A 4,907-nucleotide genomic window follows, 5' to 3' on the forward strand; every position below is an offset into this window, starting at 1 on the left:
TTTGCAGCAAGCTTCAAAAAAGCATGCTAGAATACAAGGCTTCGCTGATCACAGCGAGTCAAGCAAAGCGAAGTAAAAATCGCGGTGCTGATCCTTAAAAATATACAGCCGATAAGCGTGGGTGTTTGAATGCGATTGCCAAGTTCTTCGGAACTAGTGCATAGCACTACAAACGCTCATGAAGTAAAAAAGATGTGAATATCAGAAATGAAGTTCATGTCAATTCCAATTTATGAGTGGCCTCTGGTGGTAAAAGTCAGGGGCAAAAAATTCAAGATCGAACTATAGAGTTTGATCCTGGCTCAGATTGAACGCTGGCGGCATGCCTTACACATGCAAGTCGAACGGCAGCACGGGAGCAATCCTGGTGGCGAGTGGCGAACGGGTGAGTAATATATCGGAACGTGCCCAGTCGTGGGGGATAACGCAGCGAAAGCTGTGCTAATACCGCATACGATCTCTGGATGAAAGCGGGGGACTCGCAAGAGCCTCGCGCGATTGGAGCGGCCGATATCAGATTAGCTAGTTGGTGGGGTAAAAGCCCACCAAGGCGACGATCTGTAGCTGGTCTGAGAGGACGACCAGCCACACTGGAACTGAGACACGGTCCAGACTCCTACGGGAGGCAGCAGTGGGGAATTTTGGACAATGGGCGCAAGCCTGATCCAGCAATGCCGCGTGCAGGATGAAGGCCTTCGGGTTGTAAACTGCTTTTGTACGGAACGAAACGGTCTGCCCTAATACGGTGGGCTAATGACGGTACCGTAAGAATAAGCACCGGCTAACTACGTGCCAGCAGCCGCGGTAATACGTAGGGTGCGAGCGTTAATCGGAATTACTGGGCGTAAAGCGTGCGCAGGCGGTTATGTAAGACAGATGTGAAATCCCCGGGCTCAACCTGGGACCTGCATTTGTGACTGCATAGCTAGAGTACGGTAGAGGGGGATGGAATTCCGCGTGTAGCAGTGAAATGCGTAGATATGCGGAGGAACACCGATGGCGAAGGCAATCCCCTGGACCTGTACTGACGCTCATGCACGAAAGCGTGGGGAGCAAACAGGATTAGATACCCTGGTAGTCCACGCCCTAAACGATGTCAACTGGTTGTTGGGTCTTCACTGACTCAGTAACGAAGCTAACGCGTGAAGTTGACCGCCTGGGGAGTACGGCCGCAAGGTTGAAACTCAAAGGAATTGACGGGGACCCGCACAAGCGGTGGATGATGTGGTTTAATTCGATGCAACGCGAAAAACCTTACCCACCTTTGACATGTACGGAAGTCGCTAGAGATAGCTTCGTGCTCGAAAGAGAGCCGTAACACAGGTGCTGCATGGCTGTCGTCAGCTCGTGTCGTGAGATGTTGGGTTAAGTCCCGCAACGAGCGCAACCCTTGTCATTAGTTGCTACATTTAGTTGGGCACTCTAATGAGACTGCCGGTGACAAACCGGAGGAAGGTGGGGATGACGTCAAGTCCTCATGGCCCTTATAGGTGGGGCTACACACGTCATACAATGGCTGGTACAAAGGGTTGCCAACCCGCGAGGGGGAGCTAATCCCATAAAACCAGTCGTAGTCCGGATCGCAGTCTGCAACTCGACTGCGTGAAGTCGGAATCGCTAGTAATCGTGGATCAGAATGTCACGGTGAATACGTTCCCGGGTCTTGTACACACCGCCCGTCACACCATGGGAGCGGGTTCTGCCAGAAGTAGTTAGCCTAACCGCAAGGAGGGCGATTACCACGGCAGGGTTCGTGACTGGGGTGAAGTCGTAACAAGGTAGCCGTATCGGAAGGTGCGGCTGGATCACCTCCTTTCTGGAAACTGCAATCAAATTTGAATGCCCACACTTATCGGTTGTTGGAAGGTTGTCGCTAAGACAATTTTTAAACTGAGTCTTGTATTTAGTTTGAAATGAATCTCAGAGCGACCGGCTTGGGTCTGTAGCTCAGTTGGTTAGAGCACCGTCTTGATAAGGCGGGGGTCGTTGGTTCGAAACCAACCAGACCCACCATCCATTCAACAATCACTCCAGTTTTGTGGGGGTGTAGCTCAGCTGGGAGAGCGGCTGCTTTGCAAGCAGTAGGTAGCGGGTTCGAGTCCTGTCACCTCCACCAATATTGTTGGTGCTTATCTATTCAACACCAAAGTGGCTTTTAAAAAGGCTACTTTGTTGTTGATCAATATCTATTGATCGATATAAATTAACCGAAAGGTTAATCGGCTGTTCATTAAAAATTCATAGAGTTTAATCAGCGTTGCTAGCGGAAACTGCACATTCGTAAAGGTTTAGTGCAGACCGTGCCGCTAGCGACAAATTTTTGATTGCGTCAAAACGAATATTCAGACTTTGGTTTGAAGTTCAAAATTAACGATGAAAGCTCGAAAGAGCTGTAGTTGTTTACGGCATAACGCGATTGGTGAAAGACCAATCAAACATTCCTTGAAGACAACGGCGGTGTTTCTGCAAAGAGACGTCAAAGTTATAGGGTCAAGTGAATAAGAGCATGTGGTGGATGCCTTGGCAATGATAGGCGACGAAAGACGTGATAGCCTGCGATAAGCTTCGGGGAGCTGGCAAATTAGCTTTGATCCGGAGATTTCTGAATGGGGAAACCCACCCTTAGGGGTATCGCATGATGAATACATAGTCATGCGAGGCGAACCGGGTGAACTGAAACATCTCAGTAGCTCGAGGAAAAGACATCAACCGAGATTCCGAAAGTAGTGGCGAGCGAAATCGGAAAAGCCTGTTAGTGATAGCGCGACTGTTAACGGAATAGCTTGGAAAAGCTAGCCATAGCGGGTGATAGCCCCGTACGTGAAAACAGACGCGTGGTACTAAGTTAACGAAAAGTAGGGCGGGACACGAGAAATCCTGTCTGAATATGGGGGGACCATCCTCCAAGGCTAAATACTCATCATTGACCGATAGTGAACTAGTACCGTGAGGGAAAGGCGAAAAGAACCCCGGGAGGGGAGTGAAATAGATCCTGAAACCGCATGCTTACAAAAAGTAGGAGCCTCGAAAGGGGTGACTGCGTACCTTTTGTATAATGGGTCAGCGACTTACATTCAGTGGCAAGCTTAACCGAATAGGGAAGGCGTAGGGAAACCGAGTCCGAATAGGGCGATTCAGTCGCTGGGTGTAGACCCGAAACCAAGTGATCTATCCATGGCCAGGATGAAGGTGCGGTAACACGCACTGGAGGTCCGAACCGACTAGTGTTGCAAAACTAGCGGATGAGCTGTGGATAGGGGTGAAAGGCTAAACAAACTTGGAAATAGCTGGTTCTCTCCGAAAACTATTTAGGTAGTGCCTCAAGTATTACCGTCGGGGGTAGAGCACTGTTTTGGCTAGGGGGTCATGGCGACTTACCAAACCAATGCAAACTCCGAATACCGACGAGTACAGCTTGGGAGACAGAGCACCGGGTGCTAACGTCCGGACTCAAGAGGGAAACAACCCAGACCGCCAGCTAAGGTCCCTAAAATTGGCTAAGTGGGAAACGAAGTGGGAAGGCTAAAACAGTCAGGATGTTGGCTTAGAAGCAGCCATCATTTAAAGAAAGCGTAATAGCTCACTGATCGAGTCGTCCTGCGCGGAAGATGTAACGGGGCTAAGCCAGTTACCGAAGCTGCGGATTTGCAATTTATTGCAAGTGGTAGGAGAGCGTTCTGTAGGCCTGTGAAGGTGGCGGTGTAAACCCTGCTGGAGGTATCAGAAGTGCGAATGCTGACATGAGTAGCGTTAAAGGGGGTGAAAAGCCCCCTCGCCGTAAGCGCAAGGTTTTCTACGCAACGTTCATCGGCGTAGAGTGAGTCGGCCCCTAAGGCGAGGCAGAGATGCGTAGTTGATGGGAAACAGGTCAATATTCCTGTACCGATGTGTAGTGCGATGTGGGGACGGAGAAGGTTAGCTCAGCCAACTGTTGGATATGTTGGTTCAAGCCTGTAGTCGTGCCTGGTAGGTAAATCCGCCGGGCTTAGATGAGGGGTGATAACGAGGCTGCTTGCAGCCGAAGTGAGTGATACCCTGCTTCCAGGAAAAGCCACTAAGCTTCAGCTACACACGACCGTACCGCAAACCGACACTGGTGCGCGAGATGAGTATTCTAAGGCGCTTGAGAGAACTCAGGAGAAGGAACTCGGCAAATTGACACCGTAACTTCGGAAGAAGGTGTGCCTTTAGTAGGTGAAGTCCCTTGCGGATGGAGCCCAACGGGGTTGCAAAAAATCGGTGGCTGCGACTGTTTATTAAAAACACAGCACTCTGCAAACACGAAAGTGGACGTATAGGGTGTGACGCCTGCCCGGTGCTGGAAGATTAAATGATGGGGTGCAAGCTCTTGATTGAAGTCCCAGTAAACGGCGGCCGTAACTATAACGGTCCTAAGGTAGCGAAATTCCTTGTCGGGTAAGTTCCGACCTGCACGAATGGCGTAACGATGGCCACACTGTCTCCTCCTGAGACTCAGCGAAGTTGAAATGTTTGTGATGATGCAATCTCCCCGCGGAAAGACGGAAAGACCCCATGAACCTTTACTGTAGCTTTGTATTGGACTTTGAACAGATCTGTGTAGGATAGGTGGGAGGCTTTGAAGCAGGGTCGCTAGATCTTGTGGAGCCAACGTTGAAATACCACCCTGGTGTGTTTGAGGTTCTAACCTAGGTCCATTATCTGGATCGGGGACAGTGCATGGTAGGCAGTTTGACTGGGGCGGTCTCCTCCCAAAGCGTAACGGAGGAGTTCGAAGGTACGCTAGTTACGGTCGGACATCGTGATGATAGTGCAATGGCATAAGCGTGCTTAACTGCGAGACTGACAAGTCGAGCAGATGCGAAAGCAGGACATAGTGATCCGGTGGTTCTGTATGGAAGGGCCATCGCTCAACGGATAAAAGGTAC

General features: G+C 50.3%; 2 tRNA genes and 2 rRNA genes. All 4 read left to right on the forward strand.

The window, feature by feature from the left end:
• Positions 1-279 precede the first annotated feature (279 nt).
• Positions 280-1,816, forward strand: a 16S ribosomal RNA gene (locus BLT66_RS26305).
• Between the two features lie 120 nt (positions 1,817-1,936).
• Positions 1,937-2,013 (forward strand) — tRNA-Ile (locus tag BLT66_RS26310).
• Between the two features lie 27 nt (positions 2,014-2,040).
• Positions 2,041-2,116 (forward strand) — tRNA-Ala (locus tag BLT66_RS26315).
• 372 nt (positions 2,117-2,488) lie between these two features.
• A 23S ribosomal RNA gene (locus BLT66_RS26320) occupies positions 2,489-4,907 on the forward strand; the annotation flags it as partial.

This window comes from Rhodoferax sp. OV413, assembly GCF_900104385.1.
GTDB lineage: Bacteria > Pseudomonadota > Gammaproteobacteria > Burkholderiales > Burkholderiaceae_C > Rhodoferax_B.